Below are 20,840 nucleotides of genomic sequence, written 5' to 3' on the forward strand. Positions count from 1 at the left end.
CCCGCCGGAGTGACCGCGTGAGCACCCCGGCGGGTCCGTCCGGTCAGGCGACCTCGGTCAGGTCGGACGGCCCCCGGAAGGTGCGGCGGTAGGCGTTCGGGGTCGTCCCCAGCGACCGTACGAACTGATGGCGCAGCGCCGCCGCGTTCCCGAAGCCGGTCTGTCCCGCGATCGTGTCCATGGTCTCCTCCGAGGTCTCCAGCAGGTGCTGCGCCAGCAGTACGCGCTGCCGGAGCAGCCAGCGGTAGGGAGTGGTGCCGGTCTCCTGCTGGAAGCGCCGGGCGAAGGTCCGGGGCGACATGTGGGTCTGGGCGGCCAGCTGTTCGACGGTCATCTCCTCGTCGAGGTGGCGCTCCATCCAGGCCAGCGTGTCGCCGACCGTGTCGCACGGGGTGCGCGGCAGCGGGCGCTTGATGTACTGCGCCTGGCCGCCGTCCCGGTGCGGGGGGACCACCATGCGGCGTGCGATGGCGTTCGCCACGGCCGGTCCGTGCGCCTGGCGGACCAGGTGCAGGGCGGCGTCGATGCCCGCGGCCGTGCCCGCAGAGGTGATGACCGAGCCCTCGTCCACGTAGAGCACGTCCGGCTCCACGCAGGCCCTCGGGAAGCGGCGGGCCAGCTCGTCGGAGTGCCGCCAGTGCGTGGTGCAGCGGCGGCCGTCCAGCAGTCCGGCCGCGCCGAGGACGAAGGCGCCGGAGCACACGCTCAGCACCCGCGCACCCCGCTCCACGGCCCGCCGCAGGGCGTCGAGGACCTCCTCCGGGTACTCCCGGTCGATGTAATGGCTTCCCGCGGGTACGGCGATGAGGTCGGCCTCCTCCAGGCGGTCCAGCCCGTGGGGGGTGCTGATGGAGAACCCGGCGTGTGTCCGCAGGACCGGACCCTCCGCCGAGACGACCGCGAAGTCGTAGACGGGCAGCCCGTCCTCGGAGCGGTCGAGGCCGAACACCTCGCACACGACGCCGAGTTCGAAGGGGTGGATCTCGTCGAGCAGCAGGACGGCGACATTCTTCAGCATGACGTCAGTGTGGCAGTAATTCGAGGGTGTGTGACAGTCCTGCCACTACCGGAATCCGTTCGCACGGACGACAGTAGAGACATGAACACATTCCTGAGCTACCTGGCCATATCCGCACTTTTCGCTCTCGTCCTGCTGCCCGCCCTCGTCGGGTTCGCCCGGGAGCGCCGCATCGACCGCGCGCTGCGGGAGGCGCAACGCGGCCGGGAGACGGCACCCCCGGAAACGGCCGGCGCCGCGCGCCCGGTCCCGGCCGCGCGGCGCCCCCACCTCAGGTCGTGGGCGAGGGTCTAGAAGTCGTCGTCGAAGCCGACGGACCCCTCCACCGCCACCTGGTACGCGGAGGGCCGGCGCTCGAAGAAGTTCGTCAGCTCCTGCACCCCCTGGAGCTCCATGAACGAGAACGGGTTCTCGGAACCGTAGAGCGCCGGGAAGCCGAGACGGATGAGCCGCTGGTCCGCGACGCACTCCAGGTACTGGCGCATCGACTCGGTGTTCATGCCGGGCAGGCCCTCGCCGCACAGGTCCCGGCCGAACTGCAGCTCCGCCTCGACGGCCTCCTTCAGCATGTCGGTGACCTGCTGCCGGAGCGCGTCGTCGAAGAGGTCCGGCTCCTCCTTGCGGACGGTGTCCACGACCTCGAAGGCGAAGTTCATGTGCATCGTCTCGTCACGGAACACCCAGTTCGTGCCCGTGGCGAGGCCGTGCAGCAGACCGCGCGAGCGGAACCAGTAGACGTAGGCGAAGGCGCCGTAGAAGAACAGCCCCTCGATGCACGCGGCGAAGCAGATCAGGTTGAGCAGGAAGCGCCGGCGGTCGGCCTTCGTCTCCAGCCGCTCGATCTTCTCGACCGAGTCCATCCAGCGGAAGCAGAACTGGGCCTTCTCGCGGATCGAGGGGATCTCCTCGACCGCGTCGAACGCCGCCGCACGGTCCGCCGGGTCGGGCAGATAGGTGTCGAGGAGCGTCAGGTAGAACTGGACGTGCACGGCCTCCTCGAACAGCTGGCGCGAGAGGTAGAGCCGCGCCTCGGGCGAGTTGATGTGCTTGTAGAGCGTCAGCACCAGGTTGTTGGAGACGATCGAGTCGCCCGTCGCGAAGAAGGCGACCAGCCGGCCGATCATGTGCTGCTCACCGGGCGAGAGCTTGGCGAGGTCGGAGACGTCGGAGTGGAGATCGACCTCCTCCACCGTCCAGGTGTTCTTGATCGCGTCCCGGTACCGCTCGTAGAAGTCCGGGTAGCGCATGGGGCGCAGGGTCAGTTCGAAGCCCGGGTCGAGCAGGTTCTTGTTCTCGGTGGTGCTCATTACTGGCAGGCCTCGCAGGACTCGGGGTTTTCGAGGGAGCAGGCGATCGCGTCGGCGTCGGGGGCGGAAGCCTGCTGCACGGGAATCGGGGCGGTCACGGCGGCCGTCCCGGACGCCGCGCGGGCGATCCGGGTCGCCGGGCGCGAGCGCAGGTAGTACGTCGTCTTCAGCCCCTGCTTCCAGGCGTACGCGTACATCGAGGAGAGCTTGCCGATCGTCGGCGTCTCCAGGAACAGGTTCAGCGACTGGCTCTGGTCGAGGAACGGCGTACGGGCCGCCGCCATGTCGATCAGACCGCGCTGCGGGATCTCCCACGCGGTGCGGTACAGCGCGCGCACGTCCTCGGGGATCCAGGCGAAGTCCTGCACCGAGCCGCTCGCCTCGCGCAGCGCCTCGCGGGTGCGGGCGTCCCACACGCCGAGCTTCTTCAGCTCGTCCACGAGGTAGGCGTTGACCTGGAGGAACTCGCCGCTGAGCGTCTCGCGCTTGAAGAGGTTGGAGACCTGCGGCTCGATGCACTCGTACACCCCGGCGATCGAGGCGATCGTCGCCGTCGGCGCGATGGCGAGCAGCAGCGAGTTGCGCATCCCGCTCTTCGCGACCCGGGCGCGCAGCGCCTCCCAGCGCTCCGGCCAGTTCAGCTCGGTGTCGTAGTGGTCCGGGTGCAGCACGCCGCGGGCGGCGCGGGTCTCGGACCAGGCGGGCAGCGGGCCCGTGGGGGTCCCCCCTGCACCGGAGCCTGTCGAAGGTGCCTGGGGGCGCTCCGCCAGGCCGCAGGAGGCCTCGTACGCGGCGAGCATGATGCGCTCGGAGATCTTCGTGGACAGCGCGCGGGCCTCGGGGGAGTCGAAGGGCAGGCGCAGCTGGAAGAAGACGTCCTGGAGGCCCATGGCGCCCAGGCCCACCGGGCGCCAGCGGGCGTTGGAGCGCCCGGCCTGCTCGGTCGGGTAGAAGTTGATGTCCACGACGCGGTCGAGGAAGGTCACCGCCGTGCGGACGGTGGCGTCCAGCCGCTCCCAGTCGATCGAACCGCCGGCGACGAACGCGCCGAGGTTGACCGACCCGAGGTTGCAGACGGCCGTCTCGCCGTCGTCGGTGACCTCCAGGATCTCGGTGCAGAGGTTCGAGGAGTGCACGACTCGGCCCGGCTCGGCGGTCTGGTTGGCCGTGCGGTTGGAGGCGTCCTTGAACGTCATCCAGCCCTGCCCGGTCTGCGCGAGCGTGCGCATCATCCGGCCGTACAGCTCGCGCGCCGGCATGGACTTGCGGGCCAGCCCCCTGGCCTCGGCGGCGCGGTAGGCCGCGTCGAACTCGTCACCCCACAGGTCCACCAGCTCGGGGGTGTCCGCCGGGGAGAACAGCGACCACTCGGTGTCCGCGTCCACGCGGCGCATGAACTCGTCCGGGATCCAGTGCGCGAGGTTGAGGTTGTGCGTACGCCGCTGGTCCTCACCGGTGTTGTCGCGCAGCTCCAGGAACTCCTCGATGTCCGCGTGCCAGGTCTCCAGGTAGACGGCGGCGGCCCCCTTGCGCCGGCCTCCCTGGTTGACCGCCGCGACCGAGGCGTCCAGCGTCTTCAGGAACGGGACGATGCCGTTGGAGTGGCCGTTGGTCCCCCGGATGAGTGAACCCCGGGCGCGGATCCGGGAGTAGGAGAGCCCGATGCCGCCGGCGTGCTTGGAGAGGCGCGCCACCTGGTGGTAGCGGTCGTAGATCGAGTCGAGCTCGTCCAGAGGGGAGTCCAGCAGGTAGCAGGAGGACATCTGCGGGTGCCGGGTGCCGGAGTTGAAGAGGGTGGGGGAGGACGGCAGGTAGTCGAGCCGGTTCATCAGGCCGTACAGCGCCGCGACTTCGCCCAGGGCGCGCTCGGAGGTGTCCTCGGCGAGACCGGCGGCGACCCGCAGCATGAAGTGCTGCGGGGTCTCGACGACCTCCCGGGTGATCGGGTGGCGCAGCAGGTACCTGCTGTGCAGCGTCCGCAGCCCGAAGTAGCCGAAGCGGTCGTCGGCGCCGTCGGCGAGCGCCTGGCCGACCAGGGCGTCGAGAGCGGCGGAGTGCCGCGTGACGAACTCCGCCGTGCGGTCCGCGATCAGGCCCTCGCGGTGTCCCACGGCGACCGATGCCGAGAAGGAGACGGCGCCCTGTCCGGCGGCCTCGTCCGCGATGGCCAGGGTGAGCAGCCGGGCCGCGAGCCTGGAGTACGCAGGGTCCTCGGAGATCAGACCCGCGGCGGCCTCGGTGGCCAGCGAGCGCAGCTCGGCCTCGTCCGCCCGCGCGCTCCGGCCGCGCAACGCGGCGGCCGCGACCCGTCCGGGGTCGGTGTCGGGCAGATCGGCGGTGAGACGGGTCAGGGTCCGCAGCAGTGCGGTCCCCGGCGCGTCGGTCGTGAGGCTCTCGGATTCCGCGGCTGAAACCGGGTCGGCTGGCGCGATGGTCACTGGGGCTGTTCCTCGCTCGGCTCAGGGGCCTGCGGGAGCGGGGCAGCCGGACACGTGACACCCGGGGGAGGGCGGCACGGTGCGCGCGGCGTCCACCGGCCCTCCGCGGGGCCCGGACGTCTCTGCGTCCGGTTCGGTCGAGCCGGACGCACTGTCGACAGGTCTTCGGACTCCGCGGTGCGCGAAAGCGCACCGGTCACACCGTTGCGGGACAGTTCCGGATTCGCACCGGATTCCCCTGCGGCGACAGCGAGGTCGAGCATACATGTGGGGGCCGCCAGTTGCGGCAGCCCCCACATGTAGTGTCGTGACGGGTCAGAAGGCCAGGCGGAACGTCAGGAGGGTGAGGCCCGGCAGAGGGCTCCAGTCCCGCTCCGGGGTCCGTACGAAGCCGAGGCGGCGGTAGATCCGGTGGGCCGCCTCCATGGACGACTGGGTCGACAGGACGATCCCTGAGAGCCCTCCGGCGGCACGTGCGCGGTCGACACAGGCCCGTACGAGCGCCTCACCCGCACCGCGGCCGCGTGCCTTCGCGGACACGGCCAGCATCCGGAACTCCGCTTCGTCCTCCCCGGCGATGTCCGCCCACGGGCTCCCGGGCGCGACGTACGTCACCCCGCCCAGCAGTTCGCCGTCGGAGTCCGCCGCGACCAGCACCAGGGCCTCGGCGGCCCGGCGCCCGACGGCGCGGAGCTGTTCCAGATAGGGGTCGTCGGCGCCGAAGTCCAGCAGCCCGTCGCCGAGATACGCCTGGGCGGTCATCTCGCCCAGGGCTTCGTGCTCGCCGGCGCGGACCGGTCTGATCGAGGCATCCATGGGCGTCAGTCTGCCCCGGCCCGTGGGCCGGGCGCACGCGCTTTCCACGGGGGCGTCCTTCGGCTCCCGCACGTGCACGTCCCGGCGGGGCGGACCCCGCCGGGACGGACGTCGCGGGGGTCTACACCCGTTGCAGCGGTTCGTCGTCGCCCGGCGCACCCACCGTGGCCGGCGGGAGCGTGGCCTTGACGCCGGGCTCGCCGACGTCCGCCGTGTAGTCGGAGGGCGAGGTCTCGTCGATGCCGACCGGGGCCTTCAGCGCGTTGAGGACGAAGGTCCCCACGACCACGACGACGATGTTCAGCACGATCGCGGTGAGACCGATGTAGCCGATCTCGCCGATGCCCGGGATCTCCTTCGACGATCCGCCGAAGTGCTTCTGGGTCGGGCTGGCGACGCCGTACGCGGCCACCGTGCCGTAGATCATGCCGACCGCCCAGCCCGCGATCAGGGCCCAGCGGTGGAACCACCGGGTGAACAGGCCGCCCACCAGGGCCGGCATCGTCTGGAGGATCCAGATGCCGCCCAGCAGCTGGAAGTTGATCGCGACCGTCTTGTCCATGGTGAGGACGAAGGCGAGTGCGCCGACCTTGACCAGCAGCGAGACCAGCTTGGAGACCTTGGTCTCCTGGGCCGGGGTGGCGTCGGGCTTGATGAAGTCCTTGTAGATGTTGCGGGTGAACAGGTTCGCCGCGGCGATCGACATGATCGCGGCCGGCACGAGGGCACCGATGCCGATCGCTGCGAAGGCCACGCCCGCGAACCAGTCGGGGAACATGGTCTCGAACAGCTGGGGGATCGCGAGCTGGCCGTTGTCCACCTTGATCCCGGCGGCGATCGCCATGAACCCGAGCAGGGCCAGCAGGCCCAGCATCAGCGAGTACAGCGGCAGGATCGTGGTGTTGCGCCGGATCACCTCACGGCTGCGGCTGGAGAGCGTCGCCGTGATCGAGTGCGGGTACATGAAGAGGGCCAGTGCCGAGCCCAGAGCCAGGGTGGCGTAGCCCCACTGGCCCATGTCCCCCGGGACCAGCGCGCCGCGCGGCTGGCCGGTCGCCGGGTTGGGCTGGGCGAACGCCTCACCCGCCTTGGCGAAGATGTCGTCGAAGCCGCCGAGCTTGATCGGGATGTAGATGATCGCCACGGCGATGACCAGGTAGATCAGACCGTCCTTGACGAACGCGATCAGCGCCGGCGCGCGCAGCCCCGAGGAGTACGTGTACGCGGCGAGGACGGCGAACGCGATCAGCAGTGGCAGGTCCTTGATGAACCAGTGCGTGTTCTCGCCGCCGCCGACGCCCATGACGTCCAGCACGGCCTGGATGCCGACCAGCTGGAGCGCGATGTACGGCATCGTGGCGAGGATGCCGGTGAGGGCGACCGCCAGCGAGAGCCCCTTCGAGCCGAAGCGGCCCCGGACGAAGTCCGAGGTGGTGACGTAGCCGTGCTTGTGCGAGACCGACCACAGGCGCGGCAGGAAGGTGAAGATCAGCGGGTAGACGAGGATCGTGTACGGGACGGCGAAGAATCCGGCCGCGCCCGCCGCGTAGATCGCTGCGGGGACGGCGACGAAGGTGTACGCCGTGTAGAGGTCGCCGCCGAGCAGGAACCAGGTGACCCAGGTGCCGAACGACCTTCCGCCGAGGCCCCATTCGTCGAGGCTGGCCTCGTTCTCGGCTTTGCGCCAGCGCGCGGCCATGAAGCCGATGACCGTGACGGCCAGGAAGAAGAAGATGAATACGGTGAGTGCTACGCCGTTGACGCCGTCCTTCATGCGGACGCACCTCCCTTGCGCGCGCGCTGGTCACGCTGCCACAGCTTGTACGCGATCATGGTCAGTGCGGTCGAGATGAGCACCCAGAGCATCTGGTACCAGTAGAAGAACGGGATGCCGATGAAGGTGGGTTCGACCTTCGCGTACGAGCTCACCCAGAGCATCGCCACGAACGGGGCGATCAGGCAGAGCGCGATGACCACCCTGGCGGGTGTCACCGTCGGTGCTGTTGGTGGGTTCGCATCGGTTTCTTCTGGCATGTGGCGACTCCGTCCCCTCGCTGATCACCTGGTGTAATGCGCAGGAAATCTAAGCGAGAGCCCCGGCCACCGTCACCCCCCGTCCGCATTGCGGTCCTGCAACGGTCCGGTGTCGCCCGAAATGACTGATCCCCCTGCGTCCGCAGGGGGATCAGCCGTGCCGTCGGGCCGTAGCCGTCTCAGTCGGTGGGACGCTTCAGGCGGGCCACGAACTTGTACCGGTCGCCCCGGTACACCGAGCGCACCCACTCCACCGGTTCGCCGTGTCCGTCGATCGAGTGCCGGGACAGCATGAGCATCGGGAGGCCCACGTCCGTGCCGAGCAGCCCCGCCTCGCGCGGCGTGGCGAGCGAGGTCTCGATGGTCTCCTCGGCCTCGGCGAGCCGGACGTCGTACACCTCCGCCAGGGCGGTGTAGAGCGAGGTGTACTTCACCAGCGAACGGCGCAGCGCGGGGAAGCGCTTGGCCGACAGGTGCGTGGTCTCGATGGCCATCGGTTCGCCGCTGGCGAGCCGGAGCCGTTCGATCCGCAGCACCCGCCCGCCCGCCGTGATGTCCAGCAGCCCGGCGAGCGTGTCGTCCGCCGTGACGTAGCCGATGTCCAGCAGCTGGGAGGCGGGTTCCAGGCCCTGGGCGCGCATGTCCTCGGTGTACGAGGTGAGTTGCAGGGCCTGGGAGACCTTCGGCTTGGCGACGAAGGTGCCCTTGCCCTGGATGCGTTCCAGCCGGCCCTCGACCACCAGCTCCTGGAGGGCCTGGCGCACCGTGGTGCGCGAGGTGTCGAACTCCGCGGCCAGGGTCCGCTCGGGCGGCACCGGGGTGCCGGGCGGCATGGTGTCCGTCATTTCGAGGAGATGGCGCTTGAGCCGGTAGTACTTCGGGACGCGTGCCGTGCGCGTACCCGCACCGGCCTCGCCCGTACTGCTGCCCCCGTCGGCACCCATGGCCCGCCTTCCCGACTGCTGCGTTGCTGCCGTCACCGGCTCCTCCGTCTGTCGCGGCTCACATGGTGGCACGGTCCGGTCACGGCTCGTCGCCCTCCCTCAGGTGTCGGTCCGATAACGGACGCGAGTGCACTTCTTATACACCCTTGACACCCCTAAAGGTCTAGGCCAAGCTCCCGGTACTGGTCTAAACCATTAAAGACCAGGTCCCAGCCCCACAGGTAGCGCCGGCGTACGTCTTCGCGGTGGGCGGGGGGTTGCTGGTATCCCTGAGGAGGGTGTGGCATGAAGCGCAAGCTCATTGCGGCAGTAGGCGTCGCAGCGATGATGACCGGAATCGCGGCGTGTGGTGGGGACAGTAATGACAACGCCTCGAAGGACCCGAAGGACCGCACCGAGAGCCTGACGGTCTGGCTCATGGTCGACGCGCAGAGCACCTGGCCGGAACTGGTCAAGGACGTCAACGCGCAGTTCAAGAAGAAGTACCCCAAGGTGAAGGTCAACGTCCAGTACCAGCAGTGGGCGGACAAGGCCAAGAAGCTCGACACGGCCCTCGGTGGCGACAAGTTCCCGGACGTCGTCGAGCTCGGCAACACCGAGACGATGCAGTACATCCTCAACGGCGCCCTGGCCGAGATCGACCCCAAGAAGTACGACAACTCGGACACCTGGATCAAGGGTCTGAAGGACACCTGCACCTTCGAGGGCAAGCAGTTCTGCGTGCCCTACTACGCGGGCGCCCGTGTCGCGATCTACAACAAGGACATGCTCAAGAAGGGCACGGGCAGCGATGTCCTCCCGCAGACCGAGGACGAGCTGCTCACCGCGCTCGACAAGGTCTCGGCGGAGTACAACAAGAAGGACAAGCGCTTCTCGTCCCTCTACCTGCCGGGCCGTTACTGGTACGCGGCCATGTCCTACGTCGCGGGCTACGGCGGCTCCATCGCCGAGTACGACGAGGGCGCGAAGGAGTGGAAGGGCAACCTCTCCTCCTCCGAGTCCCAGAAGGGCATCGAGCACTTCGTCAACCTGGTCAAGAAGTACAACAAGGCAGACCAGACCAAGGACGAGCAGGACCACGCCAACGTCATGGCCAACGAGAAGACGGCCCTGATCTACGGCAACGGCTGGGAGGCCGGCTCGGTCGTCGACGGTGCCAACAACGGCAACCCGAAGCTCGAGGGCAAGATCGGAACGGCCGGCATGCCGGGCCCGGAGGGCAAGGCGCTCCCGTCGTTCATCGGCGGCTCCGACCTCGCGGTGACCGCGAAGTCCAAGGTCACCGACCTGGGTGAGGAGTGGGTCTCGCTCTTCACCAGCGAGAAGTCGCAGGAGGTGCTCACCTCCAAGAACATCCTCCCGAACAACGAGAAGCAGCTCGAGCCGCTCAAGTCCAAGCCGGAGACGGCCGCCGTCGCCAACGCCGTGCCGGACGCCTGGTTCACGCCGATCGCGCCGGGCTGGACCTCCATCGAGAAGGAGGAGGTCCTGGAGAACATGCTCCTGGAGATCCTCAAGGGCACCTCGGTGGCCGACGCCGCCAAGAAGGCCGACGACAAGATCAACGAGCTGATCAACAAGTAGTCACGAGCTTCGGCTCTCCAGGCGGGGGCCCGGCGAACACCGGGCCCCCGTCCCTTTCTTAGGTTGAGAACGCCGTGATCCCCGGGTAGAGACCCCGGGAATCCCGATGGAAGGTCAGTCACGTGACTGCTGCCGACACCAAGGCCGCCGGTCCACCGGTCCCCGTACCGCGTGCCCCGGAGAAGACCGGGACCTCGCCCTCCCCGCAGGAAGCCGCCGGGCCGCGCCCGAAGAGACAGCGGAAGAAGGGGGAGCTGCTTCCCTATCTCCTGATCCTGCCGGCGATCCTGGCGATCGCCGCCGTCTACGTCTACCCGCTGATCAAGACCGTGATCATGTCCTTCCAGGACCTGGGACGGGCGGCGCTCTGGGGCAACGGCGAGACCCCGTGGGTCGGCTTCGAGCAGTTCACCAACATCCTCGGCGACCCGGACTTCTGGGCGGTCGTCGGCCGGACCGTCGTCTTCATGACCATCTGCGTCGTGCTGACGATGGGCATCGGCCTGCTGATCGCCCTGATGATGCTCCGGGTCTCCACCTGGGTGCGCATCGTCCTCACGGTGGCGCTGATCGCCGCCTGGTCCATGCCGCTGATGGTCGCCGCGTCGGTCTTCCGCTGGCTCTCCGACTCCGACTACGGCCTGATCAACACCCTGCTCGCCGACATCACGGGCAACGAGGACCGGTGGCTCGGCCACAACTGGTTCCTCGACCCCTGGCAGGGCTTCGGCATCATCACGCTCCTGGTCGTCTGGGGCGCCATCCCGTTCGTCGTGATCACGATGTACGCGGCCCTCACCCAGGTCCCCAAGGAGCTGGAGGAGGCCGCCGCCCTCGACGGGGCCACGGCGTACGGCGTCTACCGCTACGTGACCTGGCCCGTCATCAAGCCGGTCTTCACGATGGTCGCCACGCTCTCGGTCATCTGGGACTTCAACGTGTTCGGCCAGATCTGGCTGCTGCGCGGCAACAAGCCCGAGCCCGACTACGAGACCCTCGGCCTCTACTCCTTCTCCAAGGCGTTCGAGTCCACCTCGTTCAGCCAGGGCAGCGCGATCGCTCTGATCACCGTCCTGATGCTCTCGGGTGTCGCCGTGTACTACCTGCGCCAGCTGATCAAGACGGGAGAGGTCGAATGAGCGCCTCCACGACCACGAACGCGCCGGCCCAGGTCCTGAGGCCCGACCGCAAGAGGCACCGCCTCGGCTACAACGTCCTGGCGCTGGTCACGGCCGCGCTCATGGCCTTCCCGGTCTACTGGCTGATCGTCAGTTCGCTGCGCCCCAACCACGAGATCCGGTCCTACGACCAGACGCTGTGGCCGTCCTCCCTCACCTTCGACAACTTCGCGCGCGCGGTGAAGCAGGACAACTTCGCCACGGCGATCCAGTCGAGCCTCATCGTCTCGGTCACCGCCGTCGTCGGCGGCATGATCATCGCGACCCTCGCGGCGCTCGCCATCGGACGCTTCCGCTTCTTCGGACGGAAGGCGCTGATGATGATCATGATCCTGGTCCAGATGCTGCCGCCGACCGCGATGCTGATCCCGATCTACCTCCAGCTCAACGCGCTGGGAGGCATCGACGAGTACTGGGGGCTCATCGTCGTCTACCTGGTGTCCACGCTGCCGTTCGCGACCATCATGATCCGCGGGTTCGTGATCAACATCCCGGTGGAGCTGGAGGAGTCCGCGATGGTGGACGGCTGCACCCGCATGGGAGCCTTCCGCCGGGTCATCTTCCCGCTCCTGGCGCCGGGACTCGCGGCGGCGTCGATCTTCGCGCTGGTCAACGCGTGGAACGAGTACCTCTTCGCGTACATCCTGATCAACGACAACTCCAAGTACACGCTCAACGTGTGGCTGATGACCTTCACCACGGAGCGCGGAACGGACTACGGCGCCCTGATGGCGGCCTCCACTCTCATCTCGATCCCGGTCGTCATCTTCTTCATGATCATCCAGGGGAAGATGGCTACGGGGCTCACCTCCGGCGCCGTGAAGGGATAACGCAGCCCCATGACCACCCTCGTATCCACCACGGACACCGTCACCCGCGACGCGCTCGCCGTCCTGCAGCCGGGCTTCACCGGCACGAGCGCCCCCGACTGGCTCCTGCGCAGGGTCGGCGAAGGCCTCGCCTCCGTCGGGCTGTTCGGCCGGAACATCCACTCTCCCGAGCAGCTCGCCGCGCTCACCGCCCGCCTGCGCGCCGAGCGGGACGACGTGCTCGTCGCGATCGACGAGGAGGGCGGCGACGTCACCCGGCTCGAGGTCCGCAACGGCTCCTCGTTCCCCGGCAACCTCGCCCTCGGCTCCGTCGACGACGTGGACCTGACCAGGTCCGTCGCCCGGGAGCTCGGCCGCCGGCTGGCCGAGTGCGGGGTCAACCTCAACTGGGCGCCGTCCGCGGACGTCAACTCCAATCCGGGCAACCCGGTCATCGGCGTACGGTCCTTCGGGGCCGACACCGCCCTCGTCGCCCGCCACACGGCCGCGTACGTGGAGGGGCTCCAGGCCGCCGGCGTCGCCGCCTGCACCAAGCACTTCCCCGGACACGGCGACACCGCGGTCGACTCGCACCACTCGCTGCCCCGCATCGACGTGGATCTGGACACTCTGCACGCCCGTGAGCTGGTGCCTTTCCGGGCGGCCATCGCAGCGGGTTCCAAATCAGTGATGAGCGCCCATATCCTGCTCCCCGCACTCGACCCGACCCGGCCCGCGACCCTGAGCCCGCAGATCCTCACCGGTCTGCTGCGCGAGGAGATGGGCTACGACGGGCTGATCGTCACCGACGGCATGGAGATGGACGCCATCGCCGGCACGTACGGCATCGAGCGCGGGTCCGTCCTCGCTATCGCCGCGGGCGCCGACGCCATCTGCGTCGGCGGCGGGCTGGCCGACGAGGACACCGTGCTGCGGCTGCGCGACGCGCTGGTGACGGCGGTGCGGACCGGTGAACTGCCCGAGGAGCGGCTGGCCGACGCGGCCGCACGTGTACGGGCCCTCGCGTCCTGGACGCAGAGGGCCAGGGGGGCTGCCCCGGAGCCGGGCGCGGACATGCAGGAGGGGACCGCGCCCGGCGCCGGAGCCGGTGTCGGACTGGTCGCGGCCCGCCGGGCCGTGAGGGTCACGGGCACCGCCGCGCCGCTGAGCGAGCCCGCGTACGTCGCTGCGTTCACCCCGGTCGCCAACATCGCGGTCGGCGACGAGACCCCGTGGGGCGTCGCGGCCGAGCTGTCGCGGGTACTGCCCGGCACGGAGACGGGCACCTACAGCAGCGGGAGCACGTCGCCCGCCGCCGAGGTGCTGCGGGCCGCGGGGGACCGGCGCATCGTCGCCGTCGTCCGCGACGCCCACCGCCACGCGTGGATGAGCGAGGCGCTGGACGCCGTGCTGGCCGCCCGTCCCGACACGGTCGTGGTCGAGATGGGCCTGCCCGAGGCGCCGCCCAGGGGCGCGCTGCACATCGTCACGCACGGCGCCGCGCGGGTGTGCGGGGTCGCGGCGGCGGAGGCGATCACGGGCACGGGGGCCTGAGCCCCGAAGGCATGACGCAGAAGGGCCGGGCCGTCTCACTGGTGCCCGGCCCTTCTGCGTACGGGGAGCTCTACAGGCCCTGCCAGCGCGGCTTCGCCGCGTACGTGGCACGGAAGTAGTCCGCCAGCTTCAGCTTCGACGCCGCCGCCTCGTCGACCACGACCGTGGCGTGCGGGTGCAGCTGCAGTGCCGACGCCGGCACGATCGAGGCGATGGGGCCCTCGACGGTCTGGGCCACGGCGTCGGCCTTGCCCTCGCCCGTGGCCAGCAGGACCGGGTGGCGGGACTCCAGGATCGTCCCGATCCCCTGGGTGATGACGTGGCGCGGCACCTGCTCGATGTCGTCGTCGAAGAAGCGCGCGTTGTCGATCCGGGTCTGCTCGGTGAGCGTCTTGATCCGGGTGCGGGAGGCGAGCGAGGAGCACGGCTCGTTGAAGCCGATGTGCCCGTCGGTGCCGATGCCGAGCAGCTGGAGGTCCACCCCGCCGGCCGCGGCGAGCGCCTTGTCGTACGCCTCGCAGGCGGCCTGGATGTCCTCGGCGGCGCCGTCCGGGCCCATGAAGGACGCCTGGGACAGGCCGAGCGGCTCGATGACCTCGCGCAGCACGACCGAGCGGTAGGACTCGGGGTGGCCGGCGGGCAGCCCGACGTACTCGTCGAGCTGGCAGATGCGGGCGCGCGAGGCGTCCACGGCGCCGGAGCGGACCTTCGCCGCCAGTGCCTGGTAGATGGGCAGCGGGGTCGAGCCCGTGGCGACGCCGAGCAGGGCGTCGGGCTTGCGGCTCAGCAGGGCCGCGATCGCCTCCGCGATGAGCTCGCCGCCTGCCGTGGCGTCCGGGACGATGACAACTTCCACGCTGTGCCTGCCGATCTGGAGAGTGGCGTCATGTGGTATAGACCAATCTAGGGCCCCAATCTAGCAGAACGGGACGGACCGGAGGTGAACCGTTCGCGGGGGCGTCATCGCTTGTCGCCCTGTCGGCGGAGGTCCTGTCCGCGAGGGGCGGAGCCCCCAGAAACACCCGCGGGCCGCGGCGCCGGGACGGGACCCTCAGCCCGTCCGGCACCGCAGCCCGGAGCTACCTGGCCGGCGGTGTGCGGTGCCTCCGGCCACTGGAGGCACCGGCGCAGTCAGGGCAGAGAGCGCCGGGTGCCTCGGTCCGCTCTCCTGTGCGGGGAGAGCGGAGGTCTGTCGCGCAGGGACGGGTCCTGACCCTCGTGTCCCTACGTGGTGCATTGTGGACTAGACCAATAGGTCGTGTCCATCCATGGGCGCGGACAATCTCCCGTCCGGGAGCGCCCCCCCTCACAGTGTCACGTATCCGCGGGCCGATCGGTTCGGAACCACTTCGTCTCCACGGGTACGCTCGCACGTGTGCCCTCCATGAACGATCTGGTCCGCCAGCACACAGCCCTGAGTGACACCGACCTCGAGTGGCTCCATCTGCTGGTCTCGGAGTGGCAGCTGCTCTCCGATCTGTCCTTCGCCGACCTCGTCCTGTGGGTCCCCACCCGCGACGGGACGCGCTACGTCTCCGTGGCCCAGATGCGGCCCAACACCGGCCCGACCTCCTACCAGGACGACATGGTCGGCCACCTCGTGCCGCGCGGCCGCCGGCCGCTTCTGGACGCCGCCCTCGACGAGGGCCGCATCGTGCGCGAGGGGGACCCGGAGTGGCGTGAGGAGGTGCCCGTCCGGGTCGAGTCGATCCCCGTGCGGAGGGAGGGGCGGATCCTCGGGGTCATCGCCCGCAACACCAACCTCCTCACCGTGCGCACGCCCTCCAGGCTGGAGCTCACCTACCTCCAGTCCGCCTCCGACCTGGCCCAGATGATCGCCGCCGGGTCCTTCCCCTTCCCCGGCCAGCAGGTCGACATGGACGCGTCGCCGCGCGTGGGGGACGGGCTGATCAGGCTCGACGCCGACGGGGTCGTGCAGTACGCCAGCCCCAACGGCCTCTCCGCCTACCACCGGCTCGGCCTCGCCTCGGACCTCGTCGGCCACAACCTCGGCGCGACGACCGCCGAACTCGCCCCGTCGCGCGGCCCGGTGGACGAGGCCCTCGTCAAGGTGGCGAGCGGGTACGCCCCCCGGGAGTTCGAGGTCGAGGGCGCCGGCGGGGTCATCCAGCTGCGCGCGATCCCGCTCAAGCCCAAGGGGGTCCGCATCGGGTCGCTGGTGCTGCTCCGCGACGTCACGGAACTGCGCCGCCGTGAAAGGGAATTGATCACGAAGGACGCCACCATCCGGGAGATCCACCACCGAGTGAAGAACAACCTGCAGACGGTGGCCGCCCTGTTGCGCCTCCAGGCGCGCCGGATGGACTCGGAGCGGGGTCGTGAGGCCCTCAACGAGGCGGTGCGGCGCGTCGGTTCGATCGCGATCGTGCATGAGACGCTGTCCCAGAATCTGGACGAGCGGGTCGAGTTCGACGAGATCGCCGACCGGGTGATCGCGATGGTCGCCGAGATCTCGCCCGGAAAGGTCACCTGCCGCCGCACGGGACGCTTCGGGATTCTCGACGCGGAGGTGGCCACCCCGCTCTCGATGGTGCTCACCGAGGTACTGCAGAACGCGCTGGAACACGCGTTCACCGTGGCCGAACGCGGCACCGTGGAGGTGTCAGCGGTGCGCGGCGGCTCACCCGCCGAAGGACGGCTGCTCATCACCGTGACGGACGACGGGCGCGGGCTGCCCGAGGGGTTCGATCCTCAGCGGGCCGGCAATCTGGGCCTCCAGATCGTACGGACACTGGTCGAGGGCGAGCTCGGCGGCACCTTCGGCATGGTCCCGGCCCCGGAACGCGGCACACAGGTGGTGCTCGACATCCCCGTGCAGAACGACAAGCAGTAACGGCGGCGCGGCTGTCGCCGTCGTCGCCGCGCAAAAGCAGTGGGCCCGGACCGTGGTAACGGTCCGGGCCCACTGCGTGGTGCTCACGGTGCGATGCGCTTCGGGGGTACTGCGCGCTGCGACTCGAAGGCGGGGCTGTGCGTACGCTCTGTACGCGCCGCCGGGCTGAGGCTCGTCGTGCGGGGGGCGTCGGTCAGGCGCTGGCGTTACGCGCCCGGTTGCGAGCGGCACGGCGCTTCATTGCGCGGCGCTCGTCCTCGCTGAGGCCACCCCAGACGCCGGAGTCCTGGCCGGACTCGAGCGCCCACTGCAGGCACTGCTCCATGACGGGGCAGCGACGGCAGACGGCCTTGGCTTCCTCGATCTGCAGCAGCGCAGGACCGGTGTTGCCGATGGGGAAGAACAGCTCGGGGTCTTCCTCACGACAAACGGCGTTGTGACGCCAGTCCATGGCTGCTACCTCTCCTTGGTATTACATGCTGGTGCTTGTGAATGTGAACGCTTTCACGAATCCCCCCGCAGACGAAGGTCCGACGCCCAGATGGACTGGATGTGGTCCTGTTGTTGTGAGGAGGGGTTCTGGCTCTCAGTGGAGGCCGATGTTGCGGGCCGTCCCGATCGCCATGTAGAGATTCGCAAACCTCGGCTGCGGATACAACCCCTTCTGGAAACTTTTTTTTGATTCCTCGGTGTCGACTAGGTCACAGCCGTACTTCTAAGGGGTGGGGGCCAGCCCAAACGTTCGAGTTAAAGGACTTTGGCCCCTTCCACTCACACAATCACACGCAGTGCACGGCGTACGCCTGTGAACGTCACGCTTGTACGCAGTCCCAGGTGGTCGCCGTCCATCTGGAAGGGCAGTGGCGCCTTTGAATGCAAGGTGAAGTCCGTCAGGTCGTGCAGGGAGACGGCGTGCTTGCCGTGCGGGCCCTTCTCGGGGCTCGAAGTGAGCAGCTGAGTGGCGTACCGGGTCACGGCGGGGGTGGAGAGGCGCTTGAGGGCGAGGACGTCCAGGGCGCTGTCGAAGGAGGCCTTCGGGGAGGCGTATATCGGACGGTTCCCCAGGTAGGTCCAGGGTGCGGTGTTGCAGATTATCGACAGCGCGAGGTCCGTGACCGGGGCCTGACCGGGCACATCGAGGGTGATCAGGCCGTTGCGCCGGTGCGGGTCGTCCATGAACTGCCGGAGCACCTGGCGCACGTACAGGGCGTGGGTCGACCGCTTGCCCCGCTCGCGCTTCTGTTCGACTCTGCCGATGACGCCCGCGTCGAAACCGAGCCCCGCGCAGAAGGTGAACCAGCGCCCCGGAACGGCCTCGTCCGCCGTGCCCGGGGTGCCGGCCGCCAGGCCCAGGCCCACCGTGCGCTCGCTGCGGTCGGCGAGGGCGTCCAGGATGGCGCCCGTCGCCTCGACGGCGTCGTTGGGGATGCCCAGGGCCCGGGCGAACACGTTGGTGGACCCGCCGGGGACCACGGCGAGGCTCGGCAGGCCCTCCGGGTCGGGACCGTTGTGCAGCAGCCCGTTGACCACCTCGTTGACCGTGCCGTCGCCCCCCAGGGCGACCACCAGGTCGATGTCGTCGGAGTCGGCGGCCCGTCGCCCCAGGTCCCGGGCGTGCCCGCGGTACTCCGTGGTCACGGCCTCGATCTTCATCTCGCTGGCCAGGGCGTGGATCAGGACGTCACGGGTCCGCGCACTGGTAGTGGTGGCAGCTGGGTTGACCACGAGGAGTGCGCGCATGTCCGCCAGAGTACCTACGCCGGGGTGCCGCCCTGAAGTCCTGATCCACGGGGTCCACGGGTGGTCACGGAGCGTGACCGCCCGGCTGTGGTGCGTCCGGCGCGGCCCCGGCTTTCCGATCGGGCGGCCGGGATGCGAATCTGAAAGACGTGAGCACTCAGCAGAACACGCCCTCTCCGTCGTCCTCGGCCGGCGCGGAGAAGCCGGGCCGGATCGCCGCCCTGGCCGCACTCAACGCGCTCGAGGGCGCGGCGCTCGCCATCGGCGGGATCTACATGCTGGCCATCGGGCTCTTCGGGAGCCCCGACGACATCCAGCAGGCCGAGATGGGCGGTCTGACGCTGGTGGCGCTCGGCCTGATCCCGCTGTTCGCCGCCCGCGGGCTGCTGCGGCGGCGCAGCTGGAGCCGTGGCCCCGCACTCATCACCCAGCTCATGGCGCTGCCGGTGGCCTGGACGCTGCTGCGGGCCCAGGGTGCGCTGATCCCCGCCGGCATCGTCCTCGCCGCGGTCGCCGTGACGGCGCTCGTCCTGGTGCTCGACCCCGCCACCACGAAGGCGCTGGGCATCCGTCGGGGGCCGCGGACGACCCCCGACGCCTGACCCGTGTCCGGGCCGGCGACCCCCGACGCCCGACCCGCGTCCGGGCCGGGCCGCTCCGGGGGACTCCTTCCGGCCGGCTACTCCTCGACGAGCAACCGCTCGCGCAGCTGTGCGAGCGTGCGGGCGAGGAGCCGGGAGACGTGCATCTGGGAGATGCCGACCTCCTGCGCGATCTGCGACTGGGTCATGTTGCCGAAGAAGCGCAGCAGCAGGATCCGCTTCTCGCGCGGCGGGAGGTCCTCCAGCAGGGGCTTGAGCGACTCGCGGTACTCGACGCCCTCCAGTGCCTCGTCCTCGGAGCCCAGCGTGTCCGCGACCGCCGGGGACTCGTCGTCCGTGTCCGGGACGTCCAGTGAGAGCGTGCTGTAGGCATTGGCCGATTCCAGCCCCTCCAGCACCTCCTCCTCGGAGATGCCCAGGCGCTCCGCGAGCTCGTGCACGGTGGGGGAGCGGCCGTGCTGCTGGGAGAGCTCGGCGGTGGCCGTGGTCAGCGACAGCCGCAGCTCCTGGAGGCGCCGGGGCACCCGTACCGCCCAGCCCTTGTCCCGGAAGTGGCGCTTGATCTCGCCGACGACCGTGGGGGTCGCGTACGTCGAGAACTCGACGCCGCGGTCCGGGTCGAACCGGTCCACCGACTTGATCAGGCCGATCGTGGCGACCTGGGTCAGGTCGTCCAGCGGCTCCCCGCGGTTACGGAACCTGCGGGCCAGGTGCTCCACGAGCGGCAGGTGCATGCGCACCAGCCTGTTGCGCAGCTCGGCCTTCTCCGCCGAGCCGTCGGGAAGCTCCCGGAGCTCGATGAAGAGCGCCCGCGCCCCGCTGCGGTCGTGTGGATCGTGGTGCCTGTGTTCGCTCATCTGGCCCGCCCGCTCCGCCTGCGACTGCTCTGCCGCGACCGGACGGTCCTGCGCACCGTCCGCACCGTCCGGTCCGCCTTCCGGATGCGGCCGGGCCTGCTGTTCCGGGAGGGCCGCTGGGCGCACCGCCCCCGGCCGGATCGTCTCGTCACGCACAGGACCGTCCCCGTTCCCGTCGCTCACGCCGGCCCGGGTCCCGCGCCGCGCTGTTTGTAGAGGCTGATGCTGACCGTACGGTCGTCGGCGACCGTGGAGTCGACCTTGCCGGCCAGTGCGGAGAGCACCGTCCACGCGAAGGTGTCGCGTTCCGGGGCGCGGCCGTCCGTCGTGGGGGCCGAGACGGTCACCTCGAGGGAATCGCCGACGAGGCGGAACACGCAGCTGAGGACGGAACCCGGCACGGCCTGCTGGAGCAGGATCGCGCAGGCCTCGTCGACCGCGATACGGAGATCCTCGATCTCGTCGAGAGTGAAGTCCAAGCGCGCTGCGAGACCGGCCGTGGCCGTACGCAGCACCGACAGGTAGGCACCCGCAGCGGGCAGCCGGACCTCTACGAAGTCCTGGTTCCCGGGCTCGCCTGCGATCTGGGACACCCTCACCTCCAAGGTGGCACAAACTCGTTCGAGGCTCCGGGACGAACGCCCGGGGCCATGCGGACCGTCGCCGGTTCTGTGGTTCGGCGACGCTGTCGCGACCCATGATGCCGTGTCGCCGAGACCGCAACCCCACCGTTACTCATGGTAGGCATATGAGTACACACAGTGGCTAGAGGTCTGCGGCGGTCAATTGCGAAGAACCGGCGCCGGTTTGACGTACCCAGGCGTCAGACGATCGAACCGTCCGCGAAGCACCAGCGCCAGCTCTCCGCGCATTCGAAGCTGCGCATCACCGGATGCCCGGTCTCCCGGTAGTGCGCGGTGGCGTGCTTCAGGCGCGAGGAATCGCAGCACCCGACATGCCCGCAGACGAGGCAGAGACGCAGCTGCACGGGGTGGGTGCCCGCCGCCAGGCACTCCGGACAGGTGTCGTGGAGCGGGGCGGGCTCGGGGCGCGGCAATTCGGATACGTGGGCGCACTCACTCATGATGGCCACGTTACGTCGGAT

The 20,840-nt window shown here is 69.6% G+C and carries 20 protein-coding genes and 1 riboswitch; of the genes, 7 read left to right on the forward strand and 13 right to left on the reverse strand.

Annotated elements, in window-relative coordinates; translation table 11 throughout:
* Positions 1-43: 43 nt before the first annotated feature.
* The gene (locus ACFUNE_RS06730) at positions 44-1,018 is read right to left on the reverse strand and encodes a helix-turn-helix domain-containing protein (protein ID WP_383563198.1); all 975 of its coding nucleotides are present in this window, start codon (positions 1,016-1,018) and stop codon (positions 44-46) included.
* Between the two features lie 81 nt (positions 1,019-1,099).
* Here ACFUNE_RS06730 and ACFUNE_RS06735 point away from each other — a divergent pair, with 81 nt between their 5' ends.
* Positions 1,100-1,312, forward strand: coding sequence for a hypothetical protein (locus ACFUNE_RS06735; RefSeq protein ID WP_383563201.1), 213 nt, complete (start codon positions 1,100-1,102; stop codon positions 1,310-1,312).
* Here the strand turns inward: ACFUNE_RS06735 and ACFUNE_RS06740 are convergent.
* The 6 genes from ACFUNE_RS06740 to ACFUNE_RS06765 all read right to left on the reverse strand — a co-directional run bounded on the left by ACFUNE_RS06740 (position 1,309) and on the right by ACFUNE_RS06765 (position 8,557).
* Positions 1,309-2,325, reverse strand: coding sequence for a ribonucleotide-diphosphate reductase subunit beta (locus ACFUNE_RS06740; protein WP_383563204.1), 1,017 nt, complete (start codon positions 2,323-2,325; stop codon positions 1,309-1,311). The two genes, ACFUNE_RS06735 and ACFUNE_RS06740, sit on opposite strands and share 4 nt — an antisense overlap.
* Positions 2,325-4,763 (reverse strand): ribonucleoside-diphosphate reductase subunit alpha, encoded by a 2,439-nt coding sequence (locus tag ACFUNE_RS06745; RefSeq protein ID WP_383563207.1) that lies wholly within the window; start codon positions 4,761-4,763, stop codon positions 2,325-2,327. Before ACFUNE_RS06745 ends, ACFUNE_RS06740 begins: the two co-directional genes overlap by 1 nt.
* 138 nt (positions 4,764-4,901) lie before the next feature.
* Positions 4,902-5,038, reverse strand: a riboswitch (cobalamin riboswitch).
* Positions 5,039-5,078: 40 nt separating this feature from the next.
* On the reverse strand, positions 5,079-5,579 hold the full coding sequence (locus ACFUNE_RS06750) for a GNAT family N-acetyltransferase (protein ID WP_383563209.1): 501 nt from the start codon (positions 5,577-5,579) through the stop codon (positions 5,079-5,081).
* A gap of 121 nt (positions 5,580-5,700) precedes the next feature.
* The gene (gene mctP, locus ACFUNE_RS06755) at positions 5,701-7,353 is read right to left on the reverse strand and encodes a monocarboxylate uptake permease MctP (protein ID WP_383563212.1); all 1,653 of its coding nucleotides are present in this window, start codon (positions 7,351-7,353) and stop codon (positions 5,701-5,703) included.
* Positions 7,350-7,613, reverse strand: coding sequence for a DUF3311 domain-containing protein (locus ACFUNE_RS06760; RefSeq protein ID WP_383563215.1), 264 nt, complete (start codon positions 7,611-7,613; stop codon positions 7,350-7,352). The genes mctP and ACFUNE_RS06760 overlap by 4 nt, the downstream gene beginning before the upstream one ends.
* Before the next feature lie 179 nt (positions 7,614-7,792).
* Positions 7,793-8,557 (reverse strand): GntR family transcriptional regulator, encoded by a 765-nt coding sequence (locus tag ACFUNE_RS06765; RefSeq protein WP_383564139.1) that lies wholly within the window; start codon positions 8,555-8,557, stop codon positions 7,793-7,795.
* A gap of 285 nt (positions 8,558-8,842) precedes the next feature.
* Here ACFUNE_RS06765 and ACFUNE_RS06770 point away from each other — a divergent pair, with 285 nt between their 5' ends.
* The 4 genes from ACFUNE_RS06770 (at position 8,843) to ACFUNE_RS06785 (ending at position 13,682) form a co-directional block, all read left to right on the forward strand.
* Positions 8,843-10,141, forward strand: a complete 1,299-nt coding sequence (locus ACFUNE_RS06770; protein ID WP_383563218.1) for a sugar ABC transporter substrate-binding protein — start codon at positions 8,843-8,845, stop codon at positions 10,139-10,141.
* A gap of 122 nt (positions 10,142-10,263) precedes the next feature.
* Complete coding sequence (locus ACFUNE_RS06775) at positions 10,264-11,280, forward strand: carbohydrate ABC transporter permease (RefSeq protein ID WP_383563221.1); 1,017 nt, start codon at positions 10,264-10,266, stop codon at positions 11,278-11,280.
* Positions 11,277-12,149, forward strand: a complete 873-nt coding sequence (locus ACFUNE_RS06780; protein ID WP_383563225.1) for a carbohydrate ABC transporter permease — start codon at positions 11,277-11,279, stop codon at positions 12,147-12,149. The genes ACFUNE_RS06775 and ACFUNE_RS06780 overlap by 4 nt, the downstream gene beginning before the upstream one ends.
* 9 nt (positions 12,150-12,158) lie before the next feature.
* Complete coding sequence (locus ACFUNE_RS06785) at positions 12,159-13,682, forward strand: glycoside hydrolase family 3 protein (RefSeq protein WP_383563228.1); 1,524 nt, start codon at positions 12,159-12,161, stop codon at positions 13,680-13,682.
* A 70-nt stretch (positions 13,683-13,752) separates the two neighbouring features.
* Here ACFUNE_RS06785 and nagB read toward each other — a convergent pair whose 3' ends face one another.
* Positions 13,753-14,538, reverse strand: coding sequence for a glucosamine-6-phosphate deaminase (gene nagB / locus ACFUNE_RS06790; protein ID WP_383563231.1), 786 nt, complete (start codon positions 14,536-14,538; stop codon positions 13,753-13,755).
* A 528-nt stretch (positions 14,539-15,066) separates the two neighbouring features.
* Between nagB and ACFUNE_RS06795 the strand changes: the two genes are divergently transcribed.
* Positions 15,067-16,536: a sensor histidine kinase gene (locus ACFUNE_RS06795; protein WP_383564141.1), complete on the forward strand. Its 1,470-nt coding sequence runs from the start codon at positions 15,067-15,069 to the stop codon at positions 16,534-16,536.
* Between the two features lie 193 nt (positions 16,537-16,729).
* Here the strand turns inward: ACFUNE_RS06795 and ACFUNE_RS06800 are convergent, their stop codons facing one another.
* On the reverse strand, positions 16,730-16,987 hold the full coding sequence (locus tag ACFUNE_RS06800) for a WhiB family transcriptional regulator (RefSeq protein ID WP_003953983.1): 258 nt from the start codon (positions 16,985-16,987) through the stop codon (positions 16,730-16,732).
* 320 nt (positions 16,988-17,307) lie between these two features.
* Positions 17,308-18,276, reverse strand: a complete 969-nt coding sequence (locus tag ACFUNE_RS06805) for a diacylglycerol/lipid kinase family protein (RefSeq protein ID WP_383563234.1) — start codon at positions 18,274-18,276, stop codon at positions 17,308-17,310.
* 149 nt (positions 18,277-18,425) lie between these two features.
* On the opposite strand from ACFUNE_RS06805, the gene ACFUNE_RS06810 reads away from it, so the two are divergent.
* Positions 18,426-18,878, forward strand: coding sequence for a hypothetical protein (locus ACFUNE_RS06810; protein ID WP_383563237.1), 453 nt, complete (start codon positions 18,426-18,428; stop codon positions 18,876-18,878).
* 77 nt (positions 18,879-18,955) lie between these two features.
* On the opposite strand, the gene ACFUNE_RS06815 is transcribed toward ACFUNE_RS06810, so the two are convergent.
* From ACFUNE_RS06815 to ACFUNE_RS06825, 3 genes are all read right to left on the reverse strand, one after another.
* Positions 18,956-19,891, reverse strand: coding sequence for an RNA polymerase sigma factor SigF (locus ACFUNE_RS06815; RefSeq protein WP_383563240.1), 936 nt, complete (start codon positions 19,889-19,891; stop codon positions 18,956-18,958).
* A 23-nt stretch (positions 19,892-19,914) separates the two neighbouring features.
* Positions 19,915-20,328, reverse strand: coding sequence for an anti-sigma regulatory factor (locus ACFUNE_RS06820; protein WP_014154139.1), 414 nt, complete (start codon positions 20,326-20,328; stop codon positions 19,915-19,917).
* Between the two features lie 230 nt (positions 20,329-20,558).
* Complete coding sequence (locus ACFUNE_RS06825; protein ID WP_383563244.1) at positions 20,559-20,819, reverse strand: UBP-type zinc finger domain-containing protein; 261 nt, start codon at positions 20,817-20,819, stop codon at positions 20,559-20,561.
* Positions 20,820-20,840: the final 21 nt, after the last annotated feature.

Source organism: Streptomyces sp. NPDC057287 (assembly GCF_042667905.1).
In the GTDB taxonomy this organism is placed as follows: Bacteria; Actinomycetota; Actinomycetes; order Streptomycetales; family Streptomycetaceae; genus Streptomyces.

Bases quoted from the DNA above. Each gene is read 5' to 3' on its own strand.
- ACFUNE_RS06730 (WP_383563198.1), bottom strand. From the start codon at position 1,018: ATGCTGAAGAATGTCGCCGTCCTGCTGCTCGACGAGATCCACCCCTTC.
- ACFUNE_RS06735 (WP_383563201.1), top strand. From the start codon at position 1,100: ATGAACACATTCCTGAGCTACCTGGCCATATCCGCACTTTTCGCTCTC.
- ACFUNE_RS06740 (WP_383563204.1), bottom strand. From the start codon at position 2,325: ATGAGCACCACCGAGAACAAGAACCTGCTCGACCCGGGCTTCGAACTG.
- ACFUNE_RS06750 (WP_383563209.1), bottom strand. From the start codon at position 5,579: ATGGATGCCTCGATCAGACCGGTCCGCGCCGGCGAGCACGAAGCCCTG.
- mctP (WP_383563212.1), bottom strand. From the start codon at position 7,353: ATGAAGGACGGCGTCAACGGCGTAGCACTCACCGTATTCATCTTCTTC.
- ACFUNE_RS06760 (WP_383563215.1), bottom strand. From the start codon at position 7,613: ATGCCAGAAGAAACCGATGCGAACCCACCAACAGCACCGACGGTGACA.
- ACFUNE_RS06765 (WP_383564139.1), bottom strand. From the start codon at position 8,557: ATGGGTGCCGACGGGGGCAGCAGTACGGGCGAGGCCGGTGCGGGTACG.
- ACFUNE_RS06770 (WP_383563218.1), top strand. From the start codon at position 8,843: ATGAAGCGCAAGCTCATTGCGGCAGTAGGCGTCGCAGCGATGATGACC.
- ACFUNE_RS06780 (WP_383563225.1), top strand. From the start codon at position 11,277: ATGAGCGCCTCCACGACCACGAACGCGCCGGCCCAGGTCCTGAGGCCC.
- ACFUNE_RS06785 (WP_383563228.1), top strand. From the start codon at position 12,159: ATGACCACCCTCGTATCCACCACGGACACCGTCACCCGCGACGCGCTC.
- ACFUNE_RS06795 (WP_383564141.1), top strand. From the start codon at position 15,067: ATGAACGATCTGGTCCGCCAGCACACAGCCCTGAGTGACACCGACCTC.
- ACFUNE_RS06800 (WP_003953983.1), bottom strand. From the start codon at position 16,987: ATGGACTGGCGTCACAACGCCGTTTGTCGTGAGGAAGACCCCGAGCTG.
- ACFUNE_RS06805 (WP_383563234.1), bottom strand. From the start codon at position 18,276: ATGCGCGCACTCCTCGTGGTCAACCCAGCTGCCACCACTACCAGTGCG.
- ACFUNE_RS06825 (WP_383563244.1), bottom strand. From the start codon at position 20,819: ATGAGTGAGTGCGCCCACGTATCCGAATTGCCGCGCCCCGAGCCCGCC.